The 21,838-nt window shown below is 67.2% G+C and carries 19 protein-coding genes, 1 tRNA gene, 1 other RNA gene and 1 pseudogene; 5 read left to right on the forward strand and 17 right to left on the reverse strand.

The window, feature by feature from the left end; translation table 11 throughout:
* The first annotated feature begins 23 nt into the window (after positions 1–23).
* On the forward strand, positions 24–506 hold the full coding sequence (locus MicroSTF_RS03725; RefSeq protein WP_029259033.1) for a YbaK/EbsC family protein: 483 nt from the start codon (positions 24–26) through the stop codon (positions 504–506).
* 186 nt (positions 507–692) lie between these two features.
* Here MicroSTF_RS03725 and MicroSTF_RS03730 read toward each other — a convergent pair whose 3' ends face one another.
* Together MicroSTF_RS03730 and MicroSTF_RS03735 are read right to left on the reverse strand one after the other, a co-directional pair.
* On the reverse strand, positions 693–2,201 hold the full coding sequence (locus MicroSTF_RS03730) for an Ig-like domain-containing protein (RefSeq protein ID WP_297554259.1): 1,509 nt from the start codon (positions 2,199–2,201) through the stop codon (positions 693–695).
* Between the two features lie 325 nt (positions 2,202–2,526).
* A tRNA-Lys gene (locus tag MicroSTF_RS03735) sits at positions 2,527–2,599 on the reverse strand.
* A gap of 156 nt (positions 2,600–2,755) precedes the next feature.
* On the opposite strand from MicroSTF_RS03735, the gene MicroSTF_RS03740 reads away from it, so the two are divergent.
* Both MicroSTF_RS03740 and MicroSTF_RS03745 read left to right on the forward strand, forming a co-directional pair.
* Positions 2,756–3,547, forward strand: coding sequence for an inositol monophosphatase family protein (locus MicroSTF_RS03740; RefSeq protein WP_029259031.1), 792 nt, complete (start codon positions 2,756–2,758; stop codon positions 3,545–3,547).
* Between the two features lie 21 nt (positions 3,548–3,568).
* A complete protein-coding gene (locus MicroSTF_RS03745) occupies positions 3,569–4,135 on the forward strand; it encodes a hypothetical protein (protein WP_297554263.1) in 567 nt (188 codons plus the stop codon).
* A 34-nt stretch (positions 4,136–4,169) separates the two neighbouring features.
* Here MicroSTF_RS03745 and MicroSTF_RS03750 read toward each other — a convergent pair whose 3' ends face one another.
* Both MicroSTF_RS03750 and ssrA read right to left on the reverse strand, forming a co-directional pair.
* Positions 4,170–7,040, reverse strand: a complete 2,871-nt coding sequence (locus MicroSTF_RS03750; protein ID WP_029259030.1) for an HAD-IC family P-type ATPase — start codon at positions 7,038–7,040, stop codon at positions 4,170–4,172.
* A 114-nt stretch (positions 7,041–7,154) separates the two neighbouring features.
* Positions 7,155–7,524, reverse strand: a transfer-messenger RNA (tmRNA) gene (ssrA, locus tag MicroSTF_RS03755).
* 141 nt (positions 7,525–7,665) lie between these two features.
* Here ssrA and MicroSTF_RS03760 point away from each other — a divergent pair.
* A complete protein-coding gene (locus MicroSTF_RS03760; protein WP_021198646.1) occupies positions 7,666–8,331 on the forward strand; it encodes an SIMPL domain-containing protein in 666 nt (221 codons plus the stop codon).
* A gap of 6 nt (positions 8,332–8,337) precedes the next feature.
* Here the strand turns inward: MicroSTF_RS03760 and hflX are convergent.
* Positions 8,338–9,624: pseudogene (gene hflX / locus MicroSTF_RS03765) on the reverse strand (GTPase HflX); the annotation flags it as partial.
* 293 nt (positions 9,625–9,917) lie between these two features.
* Here hflX and MicroSTF_RS03770 point away from each other — a divergent pair.
* Complete coding sequence (locus MicroSTF_RS03770) at positions 9,918–10,559, forward strand: class I SAM-dependent methyltransferase (protein ID WP_021198644.1); 642 nt, start codon at positions 9,918–9,920, stop codon at positions 10,557–10,559.
* A gap of 37 nt (positions 10,560–10,596) precedes the next feature.
* Here MicroSTF_RS03770 and dapF read toward each other — a convergent pair whose 3' ends face one another.
* From dapF to MicroSTF_RS03830, 12 genes are all read right to left on the reverse strand, one after another.
* The gene (dapF, locus tag MicroSTF_RS03775) at positions 10,597–11,469 is read right to left on the reverse strand and encodes a diaminopimelate epimerase (protein WP_029265520.1); all 873 of its coding nucleotides are present in this window, start codon (positions 11,467–11,469) and stop codon (positions 10,597–10,599) included.
* Between the two features lie 9 nt (positions 11,470–11,478).
* Positions 11,479–12,027, reverse strand: a complete 549-nt coding sequence (locus MicroSTF_RS03780; protein ID WP_029265522.1) for a dihydrofolate reductase family protein — start codon at positions 12,025–12,027, stop codon at positions 11,479–11,481.
* A gap of 34 nt (positions 12,028–12,061) precedes the next feature.
* The gene (gene miaA / locus MicroSTF_RS03785) at positions 12,062–12,973 is read right to left on the reverse strand and encodes a tRNA (adenosine(37)-N6)-dimethylallyltransferase MiaA (protein WP_322953690.1); all 912 of its coding nucleotides are present in this window, start codon (positions 12,971–12,973) and stop codon (positions 12,062–12,064) included.
* An 11-nt stretch (positions 12,974–12,984) separates the two neighbouring features.
* Positions 12,985–14,532: a tRNA (N6-isopentenyl adenosine(37)-C2)-methylthiotransferase MiaB gene (gene miaB / locus MicroSTF_RS03790; RefSeq protein WP_322953692.1), complete on the reverse strand. Its 1,548-nt coding sequence runs from the start codon at positions 14,530–14,532 to the stop codon at positions 12,985–12,987.
* A 49-nt stretch (positions 14,533–14,581) separates the two neighbouring features.
* Complete coding sequence (locus MicroSTF_RS03795) at positions 14,582–15,451, reverse strand: regulatory protein RecX (protein ID WP_297554272.1); 870 nt, start codon at positions 15,449–15,451, stop codon at positions 14,582–14,584.
* Positions 15,451–16,500, reverse strand: coding sequence for a recombinase RecA (recA, locus tag MicroSTF_RS03800; RefSeq protein WP_021198638.1), 1,050 nt, complete (start codon positions 16,498–16,500; stop codon positions 15,451–15,453). Before recA ends, MicroSTF_RS03795 begins: the two co-directional genes overlap by 1 nt.
* A 269-nt stretch (positions 16,501–16,769) precedes the next feature.
* Positions 16,770–16,994 carry a DUF3046 domain-containing protein gene (locus MicroSTF_RS03805; protein WP_021198637.1) on the reverse strand — a complete coding sequence of 75 codons (225 nt, stop codon included), beginning with the start codon at positions 16,992–16,994 and terminating at the stop codon, positions 16,770–16,772.
* Positions 16,995–17,012: 18 nt separating this feature from the next.
* Complete coding sequence (locus MicroSTF_RS03810; protein WP_017830901.1) at positions 17,013–17,321, reverse strand: helix-turn-helix domain-containing protein; 309 nt, start codon at positions 17,319–17,321, stop codon at positions 17,013–17,015.
* 141 nt (positions 17,322–17,462) lie between these two features.
* On the reverse strand, positions 17,463–17,948 hold the full coding sequence (locus tag MicroSTF_RS03815; protein ID WP_297554278.1) for a CinA family protein: 486 nt from the start codon (positions 17,946–17,948) through the stop codon (positions 17,463–17,465).
* Positions 17,945–18,520 (reverse strand): CDP-diacylglycerol--glycerol-3-phosphate 3-phosphatidyltransferase, encoded by a 576-nt coding sequence (pgsA, locus tag MicroSTF_RS03820; RefSeq protein ID WP_297554280.1) that lies wholly within the window; start codon positions 18,518–18,520, stop codon positions 17,945–17,947. The genes MicroSTF_RS03815 and pgsA overlap by 4 nt, the downstream gene beginning before the upstream one ends.
* A complete protein-coding gene (locus MicroSTF_RS03825; RefSeq protein WP_297554282.1) occupies positions 18,520–21,255 on the reverse strand; it encodes a DNA translocase FtsK in 2,736 nt (911 codons plus the stop codon). The genes pgsA and MicroSTF_RS03825 overlap by 1 nt, the downstream gene beginning before the upstream one ends.
* 72 nt (positions 21,256–21,327) lie before the next feature.
* Positions 21,328–21,822, reverse strand: a complete 495-nt coding sequence (locus tag MicroSTF_RS03830; RefSeq protein ID WP_029265528.1) for a GNAT family N-acetyltransferase — start codon at positions 21,820–21,822, stop codon at positions 21,328–21,330.
* Between the last annotated feature and the right edge of the window lie 16 nt (positions 21,823–21,838).

Below are 21,838 nucleotides of genomic sequence, written 5' to 3' on the forward strand. Positions count from 1 at the left end.
TGCGCCTTGGATATCGTGGGGCGATGAGCGAAACGCCTTCCCTCCCCGAACGCAGCCGTCTCGTGCATGAGCATCTCGTGGACGCCGGCGTCGAGACAGCGATCCGTGTGCTTCCGGACTCCGCACGCACAGCCGTGGAGGCCGCTGCGGCGATCGGGTGCGACGTCGCGGCGATCGCCAACAGTCTGGTGTTCCTCGCCGATGGCGTCCCCGTCCTGGTTCTGACCAGCGGCGGTCACCGCGTGGAGCTCTCCACCCTGCGGGCGAGCATCGGCGCGGACGACGTGTCCATGGCGCCCGCATCCGTGGTCCGCTCGGCGACCGGCCAGGCGATCGGCGGCGTCGCGCCTGTCGGGCACCCCGCGCCGCTCCGCACGTTCATCGACGAAGCACTGCGGGACCATCGAGAGCTGTGGGCGGCCGCGGGCCATCCGCACACCGTCATGCCACTGACGTTCGACGAGCTCCGCCGTATCACGGACGCGACGGTGATCGCCGTCGCCTGACCCCCGGGAAACGACCTCACGGAGAAGGATCTCGCGGAAGACGGGAGAGCCTCTGCTCTCCCGCGCGCGACGAAGCCGGTACGACGAAACCGGCACCGTGGAGCAGGAGACTCCTCGGCACCGGCCTCGTCCGATGGATCAGTCGTCCGACGGACCAGTCGTCCGACGGACCAGTCGTCCGATGGATCAGTCCTGGGCCACGCGCGAGCGCGCCCGGACCGCTCCGAGAACGGTCAGAGCGATGCCGAGCAGCAGAGCCGCGCCGCCGCCCCAGAGCATCGCGGCGGGGACATCGCCACCGGTGGTGGCCAGCGACGACCCACCCGTGAGTGGCAGCTCGGTGGGCGGAGTGACCCCGGTGGGCGGTGTCGGCGGTGTCGTCGGCGGAATCACGGGCGGCGTCGTCGCGGTGTTGGTGAGCGTGACCGCGAGTGTCGTACCGGAGCCGACGGTGAACTGCGCTCCGCCGTCGGCCACGGAGTGCACATCGGGTCCCGAGAACACGGGAACACCCCAGTCGACCCCCTCGACCGCCGGTGGCGTGAGCTCCACGAGTGTGACCACGGTCCCCGTGGGCAGCTGGATGAGCGGTGCGGTCGCCCCCGCCGTGACCGTGACGGTGCGCTCGACGACCGGGTCGCCATAGCTGTAGCGCACGGTGTAGACGGCATCGGCCGGTACCTCAGACGAACCGGAGCCGCCGACGACCTTAGTGAGGGTGAACGCGCCGGTGGCGTCGCCGTCTCCGCTTCCCCCACCGGTGACAGACCACACCTCCCTGTCCTGGAGCTTGATCCCGTTGACGTCGGCGGTGTTGGCGTAGGTGGCACCGTCGACCTGCGAGCTCGGCACCGTGAAGTACTTGACGAAGTACATCCGCGTCGGGTCGATCGGGCCGGGGATCACGAGGTGGAAGGCCGTGCCGCCGTCGTTCCATGATCCGGTCCAGTTCGTGATCGACTGCGGATCCCGATCCTGCATCGTCGTGCTCCATACCTCGAGCTGCTCATCCTCGTTGTGATGTTCGGCGAATCCGTCGCCCGCCCCGGTCAGGGTGTCGTCGACGACGATCGACTCCGCGCCCGCGAAGCTCGCACCCGGCAGCGCCAGCTGCCACGCGATCCTGCCATCATCCGTCTGCCACGACCACTTCTGCGGTTCTGTGGGCAGCGGCGACGACGGTCCGATGCCGCCGCCGGGAATCTCGACGGGCGTGATGGTGCCATCGACGGTGAACTCCACCGTGCTCTCGGTCGTCTGCTCATCGGCGGAGGCGACGAACCACAGGGAGCCGCTGACCCCGGTGCGCCCGTTCACGTAGTCGGTGAGCGTGCAGGTGACGACCGGTGCGGCGTCGGTGCTCACGGTGCACTCGGCGATCGTCTTGCTCGGATCCTCCGCAGAGGGTACCGAGAAGGATGTCCCCGCCCGGGCGAACTCCTTCGGCAGGGTGAACCCGAAGGTCTGTCCACCGACCGCGCCGTCCGGCACCGACCACTCGGCGTCGACCCGCACCTGGTCCCACTGCGAGACCGCTCCGCCGCCCCCGACCGTGGTCACGGTGATCGACGAAGGATCGATGGCCGCGGGATAGTCGTACTCCGCAGCTGAGGCGGCTCCCGCACCCGCCAGTGTGATCACGGCGCCCAGCGCTGCGGCCGCAGCGGCGATGATCGCGGTTGTCTTCCGGCGCACGGCGGCGCCACCGTTTCTCTCGTACAAGATCTTCCCCAGTTCTTGATGTAGCCCATCCCGTCGGCGCTGCTGCGAAGCAGTGATGCGTCCGAGGGCGCGAGGCATGTGTCCCCATATGAGAGACGGCGGCGGGCTCGATCCATTACGCGATACCGCAGAATCCGTCGCGCTCGTCGCTCGGACACACGATGACATCGCTGTCGTCGCGCGGGGCGAGCACGGCCGACACGTCGAGGAGAAGCGGGCGGAAAGGTTCGCCCCATCGGGAGCAACCGGGAAAACAGAAAAGCCTCGGTAGATGGCGAGATCTACTGAGGCTGTTCCGTGCACCCCCTGGGACTTGAACCCAGAACCCACTGATTAAGAGTCAGTTGCTCTGCCGATTGAGCTAGAGGTGCGTGGCCCGGGATAACCCCGACCGAGGAATTACATTACCAGCCGACCGGTCCCATGTGAAATCGACACCGGCACCCGGGCGCGCCGCCGCCGGGCGGGCGGCGAAACATGGTCTTTCGACCCTCCGGCCCCGTCGATCCGGCCAGTATTCTTAGACCGTGACCACCTCCCCCGACAGCCTGCGGCACGACCTCGACCTCGCACTCCGCCTGGCCGATGCCGCCGATGCCCAGTCGCTCCCCCGGTTCGACGCGTCCGACCTCGAGATCTCGACGAAGGCCGACAACTCCCATGTGACGGACGCCGATCTCGCGACGGAACGTGCGATCCGCAGCATCCTCGAAACCGAGCGGCCGGAAGACGGCATCTTCGGCGAGGAGTTCGGCGCGCAGGGCAGTACCCAGCGTCAGTGGATCATCGACCCGATCGACGGAACGGCCAATTTTCTTCGTGGCGTCCCGCTGTGGGGCACGATGATCGCGCTGGCTATCGACGGCGTCCCCCAGGTGGGAGTGGTGAGCATGCCGGCGCTCGGACGGCGCTGGTGGGCATCGGCCGGCGGAGGCGCCTGGACCACGCTCGAGGGCGAACCGCGTCGGCTCCGGACGTCGTCGGTCTCCTCGCTCGACGACGCGAGCGTGAGCTTCCAGAGCATCGCGCAGTGGTCGGAGGCGGGGCGCCTCGACACGCTGCTGGCCGTGGCCGGGCGTGTCTGGCGAGACCGGGCCTATGGGGACGTCTACTCGTACATGCTCCTCGCCGAAGGACGCATCGACATGGTCGCCGAGTTCGACGTCAAGGAGTACGACATCGCAGCGGCCGTCCCGATCGTCCGCGAGGCCGGCGGGCGCATGACCGACGTCGACGGTGTCGAGACGATCTCCGCCCGCTCGACACTCGCAACCAACGGCACCCTTCACGACGACTTCCTCACCCTGATGCAGAACTGATCGAACCACGAGGCCCCCGCGATGAATTTCCGCATCATGTCCGCAGCCGCGGGCGTCCTGCTGCTCGTCGGAGCCCTCACCGCGTGCGCCGCTCCGGAGCCGCGCACGTCGCCCACGCCCGATGCCGGCAGTCCGCAGCCGACGCCGTCCTCCGTGCCGGTGACCTCGCCGACGCCGGAGCCGGCCGAAACGGAACTCACCTGCGAGTCGATGATCTCGGCCGGCACGGTCACCGCTCTCGCCGATGCCGGCTGGACCGCCGAGACGAAGGAGTTCGTCGTCGGGGGTGTCGAATTGACCGAGGGGCTGCTGTGCTTCTGGGCCGATTACACCGTCGGATCCGACCATGGGCAGCTGTACGGCTGGTCTCCGGTCGACGACTCCGATGCCGCAGCGGCACAGGCCGCACTCCTCGCCGAGGGCTGGAAACGGGAAGACGGCCCTGACGGCGTCTACTTCACCGAAGACGCCCGATACGCCATGGGCACGGACGAAGACGGCTACGGCATGACGTATCTCTTCGGCGACGGATGGGTGCGCCTCGCGGACACGCGCCAGGGGCTCATCCTGATCGAGTGGCCGCGTTAGATCCCTCGTCGACTCCCGTCGGGGTCGATCTCCGTCAGGGGCGACCCGACCCCATCGAACTCTCGAGTATCCGCCCGAAGGTGCGGGAGACCGGTGGCGTCCACAGCAGCACGATGATCGCGGCCGCGAACGCGACCGTCAAGGCCGCTCCCCAGTCCCAGCGGTCTCCGAACACGAGGACGACCGCACTCAACGCGATCGCGATGCCGAGGAAGATCGTGAGCATGAGGCGGGAGAGCCCGCTTCCGCGGCGGACCCCGGCGGCGACGGCGAAGACCAGAAGACCGAACAGGGCGATGGCGGCACCGGTGAGCGAGAAGGCCGAGGCGCTCACGTCCGGGTCGTAGCGTCCCAGGAACACCAGTATCCCGAAGCCCGTCGCCAGCGCGCCGAAGACGTATGCGAGCACGGCGACCACCGTGGTGATCACCGTGGCGACGGGGGCCGACGAGGAGACGGGCACCGTGGAGGAGGACGTCGTCACGCGTGGAGCGTTCCTCGTCGGCACCGTCAGCACCAGACGGCGATGCACGAAGCGCACAACTTCGATGGCCGCGACCATCACGATCGTGATCCCGGTGAGCGCGACGGCGAGGTCCTCCCCCGGGTCGACGAGCACGAAGAACTCGCGAGCGAGCGGGATCGTGAACACTGCGATGAGGAAGATGAACATCGCCCCGACGACCGCCACCTTGAACCGGTTGAGCGGGCGGGCGAGGACCGCCAGAATCCAGATGCCGACGACGGCCAGGATCACGGTGGCGCCCGTGCGCAGCTGCTCCTCGTGCACACCGAGTCCACGCGCGACGAACGTGTACCAGGTCAGCCCGAGCGCGACGACGATGCCCGACGGGATCGCGAAACTCAAAGACCGTCGGAGGAAACCCGGCACGTAGCGCGCCGCGTTCGGCATGAGCGCGAGGAAGAAGGCGGGGATGCCGATCGTGAGGCCGTCCGTGATGGAGAGCTGTCGCGGCAGGAACGGGAACTCGAGGAGGAACGCCCCGAAGATGATCGCGAGCAGTGTCGCGTAGACCGTCTTGTTCAGGAACAGCATCGACACGCGCTCGATGTTCGCGATGACCTGGCGCCCCTCGGCGACGACGTCCGGCAGGTGCGAGAACTGTCCGTCGAGCAGCACGAGCCTTGCAACGGCCTTCGTGGCCGGCGAGCCCGAGTTCATCGCGATGCCGATATCCGCGGACTTGATCGCGAGGGCGTCATTGACACCGTCTCCGGTCATCGCGACGGTGTGTCCGTGGCTCTGCAACGCCGTCACCATGCGCTTCTTCTGCTCGGGGGTGACGCGCCCGAACACCGTGTGCTGGTCGAGCACGTCGGCGAGCTGGGCGTCATCATCGGGAAGCTCTCTGGCATCGAAGCCGTCGGCCACGTCGAGACCGACTTCTCGGGCGATGGCCGCCACCGTACGCGGGTTGTCGCCGGAGATGATGCGGATGCCCACCTGCTGGCGCCCGAAATAGGCGAGTGTCTGAGCGGCGTCGGGGCGCACCTGCTCGCGGAAGGTGAGCACGATGATGGCCGCGAGTCCGTCAGGGAGCCGCTCGGAGTCGACGTCGGCGTCCGAGAGCGCCGCGTGCGCGTGGCCGAGCACGAGAGTGCGGCGGCCCGTCTCGGCGAGTGCCGTCACGGTGCGCCCCAGCTCCGTCTCCGCCGATGTGGCCGCATCGCCGAACACCATCTCCGGTGCTCCCATCACCCAGGTCCCCGGGATGCCGGTGAACGACGCCGCACTCCATTTTCGTGCAGATGAGAACGGGATGTACCCCGACACGACGAGTGGCGAGGCGACCGGGTAGGCCGTCCGCATCGACCGTGCTGTCGCGTTCGCATCGGGCGCCGCGGCATACCAGGCAAGCGCCGCCGCCGCGTCCTCTGCCTGTTCCGGGGCGAGGCCGTGGAGGCGATGTGCCTCGTCGAAGCCGATCTCCCCGACGGTGAGCGTGCCGGTCTTGTCGAGGCAGATGACGTCGACGCGCGCGAGGCCTTCCACAGCTGGTAGTTCGTTCACCAGAACCTGCCGGCGTGCGAGTCGTGAGGCTCCGACGGCGAAGGCGATGCTCGTCATGAGTACCAGGCCCAGCGGGATCATCGCCGTCAACGACGCGATCGTGTTCACCACCGCCTGTACCCACGCGCCGTTCGAGAACACGGTCGTGTAGCCGCCGAGCACGATGATCTGCGCGTTCAGGACGAGCAGGCCGACGGGGCCGATGATCCAACTCACCCATTTCAGCACCCGGTTGACCGAGGTGCGCAGTTCACTCGAGACGAGGGAGAAACGCTTCGCCTCCCCGGCGAAGTGGTTCGCGTAGGAATCGGCGCCCACGCGGGTCGCGATCGCGGTCCCCTCCCCTGCGACGACCACGGCTCCGGACAGCGCATCGTCGCCGGGCTGCTTCTCGACCGGGTCCGACTCCCCGGTGAGCATCGACTCGTCGATCTGGAGCCCGCGCGACGCGAGAACCCGCGCGTCGGCCGGCACCTGCTCGCCGGCGCGGAGCACGAGGACGTCGTCGAGGACGACCTCTCCGGGCGTGATCTCCGCCTCCTCGCCGTCCCGCAGCACGAGCGCACGCGGCGCGTTCATCAGCGCCAGACGATCGAGCGCCGACTTCGCCCGGAACTCCTGCACGCATCCGATGATCGCGTTCGCGAACGCGGCGAGTCCGAAGAGTGCGTCCTGCCAGCGTCCGACCAGGAACAGCACGAAGAAGCAGGCGAAGACGATGCCGTTGAAGAGCGTGAAGACGTTCGCTCGCACGATGCTCCAGGCGCTGCGACTCGTGTCGGCAACGAAGGCGTTCGTCTTTCCGGCGGCGACGCGTTCGGAGACCTGAGCGTGCGTGAGACCGGTTGAGACGTCTGCGGGGGTCGTGTCCACAGACTTCAATATAGGTCCACGACATCGGCATCCAGGCGTCTGAGCGGACATGAAAAGACCCGCCTCCCTAGTGATCACTGGGGAGGCGGGCCTCATTCCTGTGTGACAGCGACATGGTGGAGCTGGGGGGAATCGAACCCCCGTCCAACGCTGAGTCTCCACGCCTTCTCCGGGCGCAGTCTGTGAAGACGTTCTGCTCGGCTCCGACCTTTGTCACAGACACCTAAGTCGACGAGCCCAGCCTGGGAAGAGTCCCACGTGACGTCCAGACGCCATCACGCAGCAAGATTCCTAGATGACGCCAGAATCCGTATCGGAATCACATACGGCCTGACGGACTATCGGGCTCGCTTATGCAGCGAGGGCGAAGTCGTTGCGCTTGGTTTCGGCAACTATTGTTTTGCAGAGAGCGTTTACGAGATAACTCTGCATCCTCGGCCCGCTTCTCGTGGATTCACAGGCGCTGTCGAAACCGATCAGCCCCGTGGTCCTTCTCTCGAAGGAGCCGCTGTCACACTGTGGAATTACCATCCCGGGTGAGGAACACCCGAGCATCACAGACTACAACGTTCTCCGCCGCCACGCCATTCCACGGCGGGTCCAGCCGCTGGCGTAGAGTCGCCCCATGAGCGAAGTCACCGTCACCGTCCGCGGCGAGCATGAAGCGCGAGTCGCGCCGGAGCGCGCCACCATCCGTGTCGGGGTACGCGCCGAGGGCCCCGAGCGCACCACGGTCGTCGAGAACGTGATGCGGCTCGCCGAGCCGGTGCGCGCGAGCATCACCGAGCGCGCAGACGCCGGCAGCGTCGTCGACTGGACCAGCAAGCGGCTCTCGGTGCGCGCCGAACGCCCCTGGAGCAGCGAGGGCAAGCGCCTCGCCCCCGTCTACTACGCCAGCATCGACTACACCGCCACCTTCGCGGAAGCATCCGAGCTCTCGCTGTGGGTCTCCGACATCTCCCCCTGGGACGGCGTCGAGGTCGGCGGGGTGGACTGGCACCTCACGCCCGAGACACGCACGCGGATCGAGCGCGATGTGGCGGCGGACGCTGTCGGTGTCGCCGTGACCCGAGCCGAGGCTTACGCGGGCGCGCTCGGCCTCGGTGAGGTCACGCCGCTGGAGATCGCCGATACCGGCCTCATCTCCAGCGGACAGCCGTCACCTGGGGCTCCGATGCTCAAAGCGCGTGGAGGTGTGGCGTTCGCCGCCGACTCGGCACCGGCCATGGAGTACGAGCCCGAGGAGATCGTCATCTCCGCAACGGTGGAGGCGCGGTTCCTCGCGCGATAGTCGCGTTCAGCCGTGGGCGGTGAAAGGAGCCAGTTCCGCGGCGAGACGCTCTGACACGCGTGCATGCACCGCGGTGCCATCCTCTCGATGGTCCACGGAGAGGAGCATGCCCGACTCGTGGATCGCTGCCACGAGATCGCCGCGGTCATACGGAATCACGGCATGCACCTCGACGGCGGGCTTCGGGAGCGCTTCTTCGACGGCTGCGCGCAGTTCCGCGATTCCCTCGCCCGACCGCGACGACACGAAGTGGGCGTGCGGCTGAAGGCCTCGGAGCACGAGCCTCTCGTCCTCCGCGATCAGATCGGCCTTGTTGAAGACGACGATCTCCGGAAGGTCACGGACGCCGACATCCCCGAGCACGTCGCGCACGGTCTGCAGCTGACCCGCCGGGTCGGGATGCGAACCGTCGACGACGTGGAGCACGACGTCGGCCTCGCCGACCTCTTCCAGGGTCGACCGGAACGCTTCGACGAGCTGATGCGGGAGATTGCGCACGAACCCGACGGTGTCCGTGAGCGTGTAGACGCGACCGTCCTCCGTCTCCGTACGACGCACGGTCGCATCCAGCGTCGCGAACAGGGCATTCTCGACCAGGACGCCAGCGCTGGTCAGCGCATTGAGCAGACTCGACTTGCCGGCGTTCGTGTATCCGGCGATCGCGACGGAAGGAATCGTGTTCCGCTTGCGCTCGGCGCGCTTGGCGTCGCGGGCAGGGCCGAAGTCTCGGATCTGGCGTCGAAGCAGAGCCATCTTCGTGCGGATCCGTCGGCGATCGAGTTCGATCTTGGTTTCACCGGGACCGCGCGAGCCCATGCCTGCGCCGCCGGCGCCGACCTGACCACCGGCTTGGCGACTCATCGAGTCACCCCAACCGCGAAGACGAGGCAGCAGATACTCGAGCTGGGCGAGCTCGACCTGGGCCTTGCCTTCTCGGCTCTTCGCGTGCTGGCTGAAGATGTCGAGGATCACGGTGGTGCGGTCGATGACCTTGACCTTGACGACGTCCTCGAGAGCGCGTCGTTGGCTCGGCGCGAGCTCGGTGTCGGCGATGACGGTGTCGGCCCCGACAGCGGCGACGATGTCTTTGAGCTCCTGGGCCTTCCCGCGGCCGAGGTATGTCGCGGCGTCGGGGTGCGGGCGGCGCTGCAGGACACCGTCGAGCACGACGGCGCCGGCGGTCTCCGCCAGAGCGGCGAGTTCCCGCAGCGAGTTCTCGGCATCTTCCTGCGCCCCCTGGGGGTAGACGCCCACCAGTACGACGTTCTCGAGTCGCAACTGCCGGTACTCGACCTCGGTGACATCCTCGAGCTCTGTCGAGAGTCCACCGACGCGTCGAAGAGCATGTCGGTCTTCGAGATCCCACTGCGCGCCGTCCGTACTCGCGTGCGATGCCGTCGATTCGTCCTGCAGCGCCTGTGCGGCGCCGAAGAGGTGGACGTCCGAGCGCTTCTCCGCGTTCGCGAGTACACGATCGACCGTGTGGTCGTCGGTGGAGGGTGTGGTGGTCTCCGTCATCCGTTCCTTGTCTCTGGGATTTGTTGCGAGCCTTAACCTTAGCCCGCGCTGTCCGGTACGCTCACCGTATGGGGTCAGATCACTACTTCACTGCGGCCCCGGCAAGCCCCGAGAATCTGCGTAAGATCCGCGTATCACTCGCGGGTCGAGAGCTCGAAGTCACCACCGCCGGTGGGGTCTTCAGCCCGGATCGTCTCGACGCCGGCACTGCAGTGCTCCTCGCCAACATGCCCCCGGTACCCCCGGGCGGCGATCTTCTCGACCTCGGCAGCGGTTGGGGTCCGGTGACATTGTCGATGGCCCTGGCCGCTCCCCATGCGACGGTGTGGGCCGTCGACGTGAATGAGCGTGCCCTCGATCTGGTGCGTCGCAACGCCGCAGCTCTCGGGCTCACCAATGTCAACGCATCCCTGCCCGACGATGTTCCCGAGCACGTCTCATTCCGTACGATCCGATCGAATCCGCCGATCCGCGTTGGGAAGAACGAACTCCACGGCCTTCTGGAGCGATGGATCCCGCGCCTCGACGAGCGCAGCGATGCCTGGCTGGTCGTGCAGCGCAATCTCGGTGCGGATTCGCTCCAGCGGTGGATCGGATCGACCTTCCAGCCCGGCTACAGCGTCTTCCGCACCGCTACGGGCAAGGGCTATCGCATCCTGAAAGTGCGCAAGCACGGAAACCCGCCGACGGAGCCGATCATTCTCGGATGAGGCCGATGCGGGCCTGACGAAGCCGACGGTCAGGACCTCAGGCGAGGTCGACCTCGCCTTGGAACACGAGCTGAGCCGGCCCGGAGAGAGCGACGTGCTCACCGTCTTCCGCCGGGAACATTCGAACGCCGAGCGTCCCCCCGGGCACCTCGACCTGCCAGTTGCTCGGAGCGTTCTCGCCCGCCCAGTAGCGCACTGCCAGGGCCGTCGCCGCGACGCCCGTGCCGCAGCTCAGAGTCTCTCCGACCCCGCGCTCATAGACACGCATGCTCACATGTCCGATACCGTCGCGCACGAGCGGTTCGCCGGGTACGACGAACTCGATGTTGGCTCCCGCGGGCAGCAGCGGGTCGAGGCCGGGCGCACGGTGGAGCTCGAGGGACGCGAGCTCAGCCTCCGACGCGAGCGCCACCACGACGTGCGGATTCCCGACGTCGATTCCGAGACCTGGACGGGTGACAGACAGGCCGTCCACTCGAACGAGCGGGTCGTCCCCGGAGAGCTTCCACCGGCCGAGGTCGACCTGATATCCCGTCGCGCTTCGGGTGACATCGCGCACTCCCGCCCGCGTGCCGATCGGCAAGGTCGAGCCGGGTTCGATCGCCGCAAGGCCGGAGCGCACGAGATAGTGGGCGAACACGCGGACGCCGTTCCCGCACATCTCGGCGACCGATCCATCGGCATTGCGGTAGTCCATGAACCATTCCGCCTGCGGCTCTTCGTCGAGTGCAGCCGCACCGTCGGGAATCGCCGACGACTTCACCACGCGGAGGATTCCGTCTGCACCGATGCCGAAGTGACGATCGCAGAGCACGGCGACCTGCTCGACGGTGAGGTCGAGCTCACCGTCCGGGTCAGCGATGATGATGAAATCGTTGCCCGTGCCGTGCCCCTTGGTGAATGCGACCATGGGTCCAGTCTAGAGATCGTCGCGGACTTCTCCGTCCCGCGCGAGCCGGTACCGACCGCAGAGAAAGTTCCGGTTTCGCGCCACCTCGATCAACTCGAGGTCGAGTCTGCGCGGAAGCAACGGGGCTCCCGAGCCGAGTGTGACGGGTGCGTACTGCACCCACACCTCATCGAGCAGGCCGGCGTCGGCGAACTGCCCCGCCAGGTCTCCGCCGCCCACGACCCAGAGGTCTTTCCCACCCGCCGCCTGCGCCATCTCCGCGTGCACCGTGCGGATGTCGGCCTGCGTCAGTCGGACATCGCCCTCCTTCGGGAGGTCGAGTCGACGGTGGGTGAACACCCACGTGGGCTGGGTGTACCCCCAGCGGCCCTCTTCATGGCGCATCACCCACTCGTAGGTGGAGGACCCCATCGCCAGAGCGCCGATGCTCCGCTCGAAACCCGTGTACGCCATCGGTCCGTCTTGGTCGATGTCCTGTGTGAGCAACCAGTCCAATGAGTGCTCCTCGGTGGCGATGAACCCGTCGAGGCTGGAGGCCGTGTAGAAGTGCGTCGTCATCCGGCCAGCTTCGCAGCACCCTCCGACATCGAGATCAGGCGTGGAGAAGCGTCACGGCCCGCACCGGAGCCTCCCACCACTCCAGGTCGGGATACCGCTTGAACCAGGACACCTGGCGTCGCGCATAGCGTCTCGTGAGCGCCTGGGTCTGTGCGATCGCCTCACGCTCCGTGAGGCCGCCGTCGAGCTGGGCCAGGGCCTGCGCGTACCCGATCGCGCGAGGAGCCGTTCCTCCACGCTCGAGCCCGTGCGCACGAAGATCCTCGACTTCGGCGAGGAGGCCGCCCTTCCACATGCGCTCGACCCTGGAGTCCAGCCGCTCCACGAGAGAGGGGCGGTCCACATGCAGACCGATGAGACGAGTATGCGGATGCCACAGGACAGGCTTCTCCGGAAGCGAGGCACCGTGCGTCTCGCTCCCCTGCTTGAGGACCTCGAGCGCACGGATGATGCGGCGCGGATTCTGTGGATCGACGCGAGTAGCCGCTTGCGGGTCGAGAGTTCGCAGACGTTCGAGCAGATGCGCGGCCCCTCGGGTCTCGAGCTCTTGTTCGAGACGATCCCGCAGTTCCGGGTCGCGCGGAGGGAATCGGAAGTCGTAGACGACACTCGATACATAGAGACCGGATCCGCCGACGAGGATCGCGTCTCCTCCCCCGCGGTGGATCTCTTCGATCGCCTCACGAGCTCTCGGCTGGTACCACGCGACAGCCGCATCTTCGTCGACGTCGAGTACGTCGAAGAGGTGGTGCGGGACGCCCCGGCGTTCCGTCATCGAGACCTTCGCGGTGCCGACGTCCATCCCGCGATAGAGCTGCATGGCATCGGCGTTCACGACCTCGGCGGGGTTTCCCTCCGCACGCAGCGTCTCGGCCAGCTCGATCGCGAGATCGCTCTTACCGGTGCCGGTCGCCCCGACGATCGCCCAGAGACGTGGCGCTGGCACGTTCCGTCCGGTCACACGCCCACGCGCAGCGTGGGCAGACCGAGCGACACGGCCTTCGGCGCACCGTCGCCGACAGAGGCGGGGACTGCGCACGATTCCGACTGCGATCGATCCCACGCGTCGCCGCCGCGGGTCCGACGGATCTTCAGGGGCGCGCCCGTCGGATCGTCGGCGAGCAGATGGAACGGGGCGCCGTGTGTCACGGTCACGGTGACCACGTCTCCGGGGCGAGGCAGCTCGGACCCCGGGGTCACCTCGAAGTGCACCAACCTGTTGTCTTCGGCGCGTCCCGTGAGGCGGTGTGTCTCGGTATCCTTCTTGCCTTCGCCGGTCGCGACCAGCACGTCGATCTCACGGCCGACCTGCTTCTGGTTCTCCTCCAGCGAGATACGTTCCTGCAGAGCGATCAGGCGGTTGTAGCGGGCCTGCACGATCTCCTTAGGGACCTGATCCTCCATCGTCGCCGCGGGTGTGCCCTCGCGGATCGAGTACTGGAAGGTGAACGCGCTGGAGAAACGCGCCTGCTCGACCACCCGCATCGTGTCCTCGAAGTCGTCTTCGGTCTCACCGGGGAACCCGACGATGATGTCCGTGGTGATGGCGGCATTCGGGATGCGGGCACGAACCCGCTCGAGGATCCCGAGGAAACGCTCACTCCGGTAGGAGCGGCGCATCGCCTTGAGGATGCGGTCGCTCCCTGACTGGAGCGGCATGTGCAACTGCGGCATCACGTTCGGCGTCTCGGCCATGGCGTCGATCACGTCATCGGTGAACGCCGCGGGGTGGGGACTCGTGAACCGGATCCGTTCCAGCCCCTCGATGTCGCCGGCCGCGCGCAGGAGCTTGCCGAAGGCCTGACGGTCACCGAACTCGACCCCGTAGGAGTTGACGTTCTGGCCGAGAAGCGTGACCTCGATCGCGCCGTCTTCGACCAGGAGACGGATCTCGTTCAGGATGTCGCCGGGGCGACGATCCTTCTCTTTGCCGCGCAGGCTCGGAACGATGCAGAAGGTGCAGGTGTTGTTGCAGCCGACCGAGATCGAGACCCAGCCGCTGTGCGCCGAGTCGCGCTTGGTCGGCAGCGTCGAGGGGAAGACCTCGAGCGACTCGAGGATCTCGAGCTCGGCATCGCCGTTGTGTCGCGCGCGCTCGAGCAGACCCGGCAATGAGCCCATGTTATGCGTGCCGAACACCACGTCGACCCAGGGCGCCTTGTCGAGCACGGCCTGCTTGTCCATCTGCGCCAGGCAGCCGCCGACGGCGATCTGCATGCCTTCCTTGCGACGCTTGACGGAAGCGAGGTGCCCGAGGGTGCCGTACAGCTTGCCTGCCGCGTTGTCGCGGACGGCGCAGGTGTTGATGATCACCACGTCGGCCTCGTCACCGTCGACGGCTCTCACATAGCCGGCGCTCTCCAACGAGCCCGAGAGCCGCTCGGAGTCGTGCACGTTCATCTGGCACCCGAAGGTGCGCACTTCATACGATCGCTGTCGTCCGTCGTCGTCGACGGCTGCCGACGACGCGCCGATGATCGTCGGTTCGCTGCGCGGGATAGTCATGATCTCCCCATTGTACGAGCCGTTGCTGAGCTGTCGCGGCGTCCCGGCATCAGTCCGAGTCGACGAATCGGACCCCGGACGTGGAACCTCCGAAGGAGTTCTCCCGCAGCGCAGCCTTCGCGGCTTTCATCGCCACGGCTCCGTTGTAGCCGCGTCGTGAGAGCTGGCCTACCAGCCGCCGCAGAGCCGTGTCGTGATCGAGCCGGCTCATCGACCGCGCCTTGCCGCGAGCGAACTCCAGCGCGCGATCGTCATCGTCGTCCGGCAACTCATCGAGAGCACCGTCGACCACATCGCGCGGAATGCCGCGCTGCGCGAGTGCGCGAGACAACGCGACCCGTCCCTGTCCCTTCCGCTCGACGCCCGATGTCACCAGCACGGCGGCGAGGGCGGCGTCGTCGAGATAGCCGCGACGGGAGAAGTCATCGATCACCTCGTCGACGACCGCACCGTCGAGGCCGACGCCTCGCAGGACCTGTCGGGCCTCCGAGATGGACAACGATCGCGCCCGCAGCTTACGGACGAGAGACTCCTCCGCGGCCACACGCACCTCGTCCGACGATGCCTTCTCGTCGGCGCCGGCATCGTCGCTCTCTCCGCCGCCGAGTGCGCGAAGGTGAGGAGCGGACTTCGTCGGGCGCGTCGACGCTGTGGCGGAACTGCCCCTGATCCCCCGCGCGGGATGACGATCGCTGGGAGTACCCGCGTCGGACGCGTCGATGTGCGAGGCACTGTCCGGAGGGGCATCCCAGGTCGTGCGCCAGACCGCCGCGTCGCTGGCGCGGGGATCGTCCGTCGACTGGTCGTCGCCTTCCGCCAGGCGAGGCGGCGGCGTGTGCGTTTGCTTCTTCGACCCACCGCCGAAGAGGGGGATGATGGGGGCGATCCGGTCGGGATCGCCCCCACGCGTGTCGTTCATCAGGCCGGACGACGCTCAGCGAGCTCGTCTGCAGCTGCCGGTACCGAAGCGGGGCCGCCGATACCGAGCTTCTGCTTGATCTGCGTCTCGATCGCCAGCGCGATATCGGGGTTGTTCAACAGGAAGGTGCGCGCGTTCTCTTTGCCCTGGCCCAGCTGGTCACCGTCGTAGGTGTACCACGAGCCCGACTTCTTCACGATGGCGTGCTCGACGCCGAAGTCGATCAGGCTGCCCTCACGGGAGATGCCGACGCCGTAGAGGATGTCGAACTCGGCCTGCTTGAACGGCGGCGCCATCTTGTTCTTGACCACCTTGACCCTGGTGCGGTTTCCGACGGCGTCGGTTCCGTCCTTGAGGGTCTCGATACGACGGATGTCCATGCGGACCGAGGCGTAGAACTTCAGCGCCTTACCACCGGCGGTCGTCTCGGGCGAGCCGAAGAAGACGCCGATCTTCTCGCGAAGCTGGTTGATGAAGATCATCGTCGTGTTGGTCTGGTTCAGGCCACCGGTGAGCTTACGCAGCGCCTGCGACATGAGTCGCGCCTGCAGACCGACGTGCGAGTCGCCCATCTCGCCCTCGATCTCGGCGCGGGGCACGAGCGCCGCCACGGAGTCGATGACGATGAGGTCGATGGCTCCCGAGCGCACGAGCATGTCGGCGATCTCGAGGGCCTGCTCACCGGTGTCGGGCTGCGACACCAGGAGCGCGTCGATGTCGACGCCGAGCTTCGCGGCGTAGTCGGGGTCGAGCGCGTGTTCGGCGTCGATGAACGCGGCGATTCCGCCTGCGCGCTGAGCGTTCGCGATCGCATGCAGGGTGAGGGTCGTCTTACCTGAGGACTCCGGTCCGTAGATCTCGACGATTCGACCACGCGGGAGGCCTCCGACGCCGAGAGCGACGTCGAGGGCGATGGAGCCGGTGGGGATGACCGCCACGGGGGCGCGCTCATCGCTGCCCAGCCGCATGACCGAGCCCTTTCCGAACTGGCGATCGATCTGGGCGAGGGCGGTCTCGAGGGACTTCTCGCGGTCGGCGGGTGATGGCATGATGTGCTCCTTCTGCGCGCGTGATGCCGCCTGTAGGCTGTCGCGGCTCTCCCGGCTGGGAGAAACTCTCCGACAAGGCGTAATGGCTCTTCGGCTTGTTTTCCACCGTAGGAGAGGCCACCGACATCGACGCGGAGAGCTCACATACCGTGCAGAACAGATTCCCTGAACCACTTGTGCAGAAGACTACGCCCGCTTCGAACAGATCTTCGACGACACGCCGTGAATCTCAGGTCGTTTCCCGTAGGCATCGGAGATCGACGAACGACTCAGCGTCCGCGCGGCTCCTGCCGACCGACGCCGTGTCGCCTGTTCTCCGGAACGTCCATCTCGACGCACAACGCCAACCAGATGTCGCGTGGTGGGGTTCCCTCGGCCAGCGCCTCGAGCGCGGTTCGACCGCCGACAGCGCTGAGCGTCAGGTCGTTCACCAGAGAGGACGCGCGCGCCTGAAACTCGGTCTCGACGGCGCGAAGGAACTCACTACGACGCATGGCTTCCCCGACCGGGGATCAGTGCAGCGAAAGCTGAGGTTCGATCGACGCGACGAGGTCGTCGGGAACGACGTCCGGGAAGACCTGGATGCCCTCAAGCACCGAGATGCGGTCTCCGACCTCGCGCATGATCGTTGAAATGGGAACGTCGAGCGCGTCGGCGACGGAAGCGAGGATCTCGCTCGACGCCTCCTTCTGCCCACGCTCGACCTCGCTGAGGTAGCCGAGCGCAACCGACGCCTTGCTTGCGACCTGCCGGAGGGTGCGCCCCTTCTGCAGGCGGAAGTCCCTCAGCACATCGCCGATTTCCTGTCGTACAAGAATCATCGGAACCTCCTCCCCATGTGATCGTTCGAGGTCTCCCCCGATGAGACAGCCAGTCTAGTACCCCTGGCATGCACAGAATCTACCCCTGCGCTCTGTGGTTTAAGTGTGAGCACATCAGAGATAACCACCCCGGCGGTCCTGCTATTCCGCCAGCATCGCGCACAGTTCTTCGAGCGCTGCCGCGACCGTCTGCGCGCGGATCGAGTCGCGATCTCCGAGGAAACGGAAGGCCGTCGTCCTCATCGCCGCCGGCGTCACCACGCCGATGTGCACCGTGCCGACCGGTTGCCCGTCGGGGGAATCCGGACCGGCGATTCCCGTCGTAGACACCCCGACATCGGCCGGCGAGCCGCCGACGCGCACGACACTCCTCACTCCGTCTGCCATCTGCAGCGCGACCTGCGGATGCACCGGCCCGTGCACGGCGAGAAGATCCGCGTCGACGCCCAACACCGACGCCTTCACCGGCGTCGCGTACGCCACCACCCCGCCGAGCAGCACTGTGGACGCGCCGGGAACCGAGACCAGGTCGGCGCACAGGGCGCCGCCGGTCAGCGACTCCGCGACTCCGAGCGTCCATCCCCGTCGACCCAGCGCCGCGAGGACGGCAGCAGCCGCGTCGCTCACGACTTCCGGCGCGAGCCGCGGACCTGCGCAACGATGTAGTCGATACCGCTCGCGACCGTGAGCACCAGGACGATGAGCATGAGGATGAAGGTGATCAACGTCCATGCGTCGAGACCGACGAAATAGTGCAGCGGAAGCAACGCCCAGCCGAGCGCCACACCTTGGAACGCCGTCTTGATCTTGCCCATCCAGGCCGCAGCGACGACATGCTCGCTGGCGACCATGAGCCGGTGGAACGTGATCCCCCACTCGCGCACGAGGATGAGGGCGACGATCCACCAGCCGACCTCGCCGAGGATGGCGAGTCCGATGAACCCGGCCCCCGTGAGCATCTTGTCGGCGATGGGATCCCAGAGCTTGCCGAAATCGCTGACGATGTCGTACTTGCGCGCGAGGTAGCCGTCGACCCAGTCCGTGGAGATCCCCACGATGAAGATGACCGCGGCCGTCCACCGGAGGCCGGGCTCGGCGAGGCCGTAGGTTCCGCCCAGCAGCAACAGGACGAAGAAGACGACCGCCAGCGGGATGCGCGCGACGGTGATGGCGTTGGGCAGCTGCCGCGGGATGGCCATCAGTCGCGTCCCGTCAGGCCCCAGGCGTCTTCGTCGCCCTCGGCCTCCACCTCGGGAAGCCCCTCATACTGGGCAGCGATCGGATCGTGCGTCTGGGGCAGGGGTGGCACCGGCGGAGCGACAGGGGCGGCGGAAGCGGGCGGCGACGTCGGAACGTCGTCACCGCGCAGCTTCGCCATCACCTGTGGGAGCTGCTCGGCCGTGGCCAGCACGTCGCGCGCCTTGGAGCCCTCGGACGGGCCGACGATCTCACGTGACTCCAGCAGGTCCATGAGGCGACCGGCCTTCGCGAAGCCGACCCGCAGCTTGCGCTGGAGCATCGAGGTCGATCCGAACTGCGACGAGACGATGAGCTCGGCAGCCGCGAGCAGCAGTTCCAGGTCGTCGCCGATGTCTTCGTCGACTTCCTTCTTCTTGGTCGGCTCCATCGCCTCCTGCACGTCGGGACGATAGTCCGGACGAGCCTGGCGGGTGACGTGCTTGACGACCGCGTCGATCTCCTTCTCGTCGACCCACGCGCCCTGCAGACGGAACGGCTTCGACGAGCCCATCGGCGAGAACAGCGCGTCACCCTGACCGATGAGCTTGTCCGCCCCGGGGCTGTCGAGGATGACGCGGCTGTCGGTGACACTGGTGACGGCGAAGGCCAGTCGAGACGGGACGTTCGCCTTGATGAGTCCGGTGACGACGTCGACGCTCGGCCGCTGGGTCGCGAGGACGAGGTGGATGCCGGAGGCTCGCGCGAGCTGCGTGATGCGCACGATCGAGTCCTCCACGTCGCGAGGGGCGACCATCATGAGGTCGGCGAGCTCGTCGACCACGACCAGGAGGTACGGGTACGGCTTCAGAACGCGCTCGCTGCCCACCGGGAGCTCGACCTCCCCGGCGCGCACGGCACGGTTGAAGTCATCGATATGACGGAAGCCGAAAGACGCGAGGTCGTCGTACCTCATGTCCATCTCCTTCACGACCCACTGCAGCGCTTCGGCCGCCTTCTTGGGGTTCGTGATGATGGGCGTGATCAGGTGCGGGACACCGGCGTAGCTGGTGAGCTCCACGCGCTTCGGGTCGATGAGGACCATGCGCACATCGGCGGGCCGCGCCCGCATCAGCAGGCTGGTGATCATGGAGTTCACGAAGCTCGACTTACCGGAGCCGGTGGAACCGGCCACCAGGAGGTGCGGCATCTTCGCGAGGTTCGCGATGACGATGTTGCCGCCGACGTCCTTGCCCACGCCGATCGTCATCGGATGCGTGCTCTTCTGCGCGGCGGGCGAACGCAGCACGTCGCCGAGCGCGACCATCTCCTTGTCGGCGTTGGGAATCTCGATGCCGATCGCGCTCTTGCCCGGGATCGGCGAGAGGATGCGGACGTCGTTCGAGGCGACCGCGTAGGCGAAGTTGTTGCTCAGCTGCAGGATCTTCTCGACCTTGACGCCGTGACCGACCTCGACCTCGTACTGGGTGACCGTCGGGCCGCGCGAGAAGCCGGTGACCTTCGCATCCACCTTGAACTGCGACAGCACACTGGTGATCTGCTCGATCACCTTGTCGGTGGCCTCGGAGCGCATCACCGGAGGCGGCCCCTCGACCAGAAGACCGGGAGAGGGCAGGATGTACGGCGTCACGGGCGCCTGCGGCCCGCGGTCGCCTGGCCCCTCTGTGCCGAAGCCGTCGAGGCCGGGAAGCTCCGGCACCTCTCCGGTGTCGGAGGAGTCGTCGAGCAGCGCCGTGGTCTGCTGCTCCGCGAGCGAATCGGCGACGGACCTCACGTCGGACAGCACCTCGGTGGCGGCGTCGTACGGGTTCTCGACGACGACGGCCTGGTCATAGGCGGGAGTCGGGTCGGACGTCGTGAGCAGCGCGGTGATGTCGTCGGAGCCGAGCGTGCCTTCGTCGGGGTCCTCTTCGCGGCCGGTCTTGTTGCGCCGCCACCACGGCAGCACGTCGGGATCGTCGACCTTGTCGGCGTCGTCGATCGCCGCGGAGTCTTTGGTCGACTTCTCCGGACGCTCGGCATCGAACATCCAGGCGTAGAGATCGCCGAGACGGGCGCCGATGCGGTTCGGCGGAGTCTTGGTGAGGATGAGGATGCTGAGCGCCGCCAGCAGCGACAGCACGATGTACGCGGGGATGTCGGTGAGGTAGCTGAGCGGCTGGCCGAGCATCCATCCGAAGAGTCCGCCGGACTCGCTCAGTGCGAGCATGCCCTCCTTGGGCTGAGGGCCGTCCCCCGCGACGTGGCAGAAGCCGGCGAGCGTCAGGACGAACAACCCGAAACCGATTCCGATGCGGCCGTTGTCGTGAACCGACGAAGGGTGGCGGAAGAGCCATCCGGCGAGCAGGAGCAGCAGAACGGGCATCACGAATGCGACGCGCCCGATCAGCCCTCCGACCGAATACGCGCTGATGTTCGCAGCGACCTCGTTGCCGATGAAGAACCACTCGTTGACCGCTCCGAGCACGGCGAGGAGCACGAGGAGGAAGGGAAAACCGTCGCGACGATCGTCTTTCTCGAGAGTCTCGGGGCCGAACGCGCGGAAGAGTCCGCCGACGCCGTGCGCCAGCCCGACCCAGGCCCGGACGGCGACCGGCGGCTTGTCTGCCTCGTCGATGTACTTCTTGGGAGCGGGCTGCGCCTTGCGAGCGGGCTGGGCCTTGGGAGCCGTCTGCCGCTTGGGGCGCGACGGTGCGCTGGTCGACGCGCTCTCTGTCTTCGTGGTACTCCTGGCCATGCTCTCACGTTACGTCCAACAGCCGACATCTCCGCGTAATGACGCGGCTTTCCATGGATCCGAGGGGCGCGATCACGCCGTGCCGCGAGCCATCGTGTCGCGGGTCGCGCCCTGACTCACCACGGCAAAACCCTCGGCTCGATACAGGTTGCGCGCGAAGTTGTCCCGTTCCACGCTCAGGCTGATCCGGGCATGCCCCTGCGAGCCCGCCAGGTGCACGACGCCGCGCAGCAGCGCCCGCCCGACGCCTCGGGCACGCCAGAGCGGGTGCACACCGATGATCAGCTCCGGGACCGCGACACCGATGAAACCGAACCCGGGATCGTTCTGCGGGAGCACCCGGTACCAGGCCGCACCCACCGGTGTACCGTCGTCGCCGGCAGCCACCAGTCCGTCGTCCGCCATGCGCTTCCAGCCCGCGAGGTAGCGCCGGTGGTCGGGCGACGTCAGCACCTCATGACGGGGACGCACTCCCCCGGCGCGCCAATTGGCGGCCTCGACGAGCATGTCGCCGAGGAACGTCGCATCCGTCTGCGCCGCCCTGCGAAGGGAGAAGTCCCTGTACATGACGCGAGCATAGGAC

It is taken from the genome of Microbacterium sp. STF-2, assembly GCF_034650155.1.
Classification (GTDB): Bacteria; Actinomycetota; Actinomycetes; order Actinomycetales; family Microbacteriaceae; genus Microbacterium; species Microbacterium maritypicum_A.

Bases quoted from the DNA above. Each gene is read 5' to 3' on its own strand.
- MicroSTF_RS03725 (WP_029259033.1), top strand. From the start codon at position 24: ATGAGCGAAACGCCTTCCCTCCCCGAACGCAGCCGTCTCGTGCATGAG.
- MicroSTF_RS03745 (WP_297554263.1), top strand. From the start codon at position 3,569: ATGAATTTCCGCATCATGTCCGCAGCCGCGGGCGTCCTGCTGCTCGTC.
- MicroSTF_RS03760 (WP_021198646.1), top strand. From the start codon at position 7,666: ATGAGCGAAGTCACCGTCACCGTCCGCGGCGAGCATGAAGCGCGAGTC.
- MicroSTF_RS03770 (WP_021198644.1), top strand. From the start codon at position 9,918: ATGGGGTCAGATCACTACTTCACTGCGGCCCCGGCAAGCCCCGAGAAT.
- dapF (WP_029265520.1), bottom strand. From the start codon at position 11,469: ATGGTCGCATTCACCAAGGGGCACGGCACGGGCAACGATTTCATCATC.
- MicroSTF_RS03780 (WP_029265522.1), bottom strand. From the start codon at position 12,027: ATGACGACGCACTTCTACACGGCCTCCAGCCTCGACGGGTTCATCGCC.
- miaB (WP_322953692.1), bottom strand. From the start codon at position 14,532: ATGACTATCCCGCGCAGCGAACCGACGATCATCGGCGCGTCGTCGGCA.
- MicroSTF_RS03795 (WP_297554272.1), bottom strand. From the start codon at position 15,451: ATGAACGACACGCGTGGGGGCGATCCCGACCGGATCGCCCCCATCATC.
- recA (WP_021198638.1), bottom strand. From the start codon at position 16,500: ATGCCATCACCCGCCGACCGCGAGAAGTCCCTCGAGACCGCCCTCGCC.
- MicroSTF_RS03805 (WP_021198637.1), bottom strand. From the start codon at position 16,994: ATGCGTCGTAGTGAGTTCCTTCGCGCCGTCGAGACCGAGTTTCAGGCG.
- MicroSTF_RS03810 (WP_017830901.1), bottom strand. From the start codon at position 17,321: ATGATTCTTGTACGACAGGAAATCGGCGATGTGCTGAGGGACTTCCGC.
- pgsA (WP_297554280.1), bottom strand. From the start codon at position 18,520: ATGGCCATCCCGCGGCAGCTGCCCAACGCCATCACCGTCGCGCGCATC.
- MicroSTF_RS03825 (WP_297554282.1), bottom strand. From the start codon at position 21,255: ATGGCCAGGAGTACCACGAAGACAGAGAGCGCGTCGACCAGCGCACCG.
- MicroSTF_RS03830 (WP_029265528.1), bottom strand. From the start codon at position 21,822: ATGTACAGGGACTTCTCCCTTCGCAGGGCGGCGCAGACGGATGCGACG.